This window comes from Mesorhizobium sp. M00.F.Ca.ET.216.01.1.1 (assembly GCF_004010325.2).
GTDB lineage: Bacteria > Pseudomonadota > Alphaproteobacteria > Rhizobiales > Rhizobiaceae > Mesorhizobium.
This window is the reverse complement of the sequence record NZ_SADR02000418.1, coordinates 1-311: the sequence shown is the minus strand read 5'-3', so window position 1 is coordinate 311 and position 311 is coordinate 1. Positions and strand designations below refer to the sequence as shown.

General features: G+C 67.8%; 1 pseudogene. It reads right to left on the bottom strand.

Features of this window, described 5'->3' with window-relative positions:
• Window positions 1-311, bottom strand: a pseudogene (locus EN859_RS36750) (acyltransferase); the annotation flags it as partial.

Below are 311 nucleotides of genomic sequence, written 5' to 3'. Positions count from 1 at the left end.
GCCCAGGCGAGCAGCCCCGCGACGGTCAGGGCGGGACGGTCCTGTGTCCGCGCGCCAAGCCGGAACACCAGCGGCGCCATCACGAAGCCGAGATAGAAGACGACGAAACAGGCCGCGAAGTGCTCGAGCGCATAGCTATCCGGGTGCGGTGCCCACATCTGCAGCGCGGCGGCGGTCGGGATGACGGCCCAGTGCGGCACGCGAAGCTCGCGCAGCACGCGAATGACGATGCCGAACACCGCCAGCATGTAGATGAACCACAACACGCCATAGGGCTGGACGACGGCCATGGCGAGGTCGTGCAGCATGCC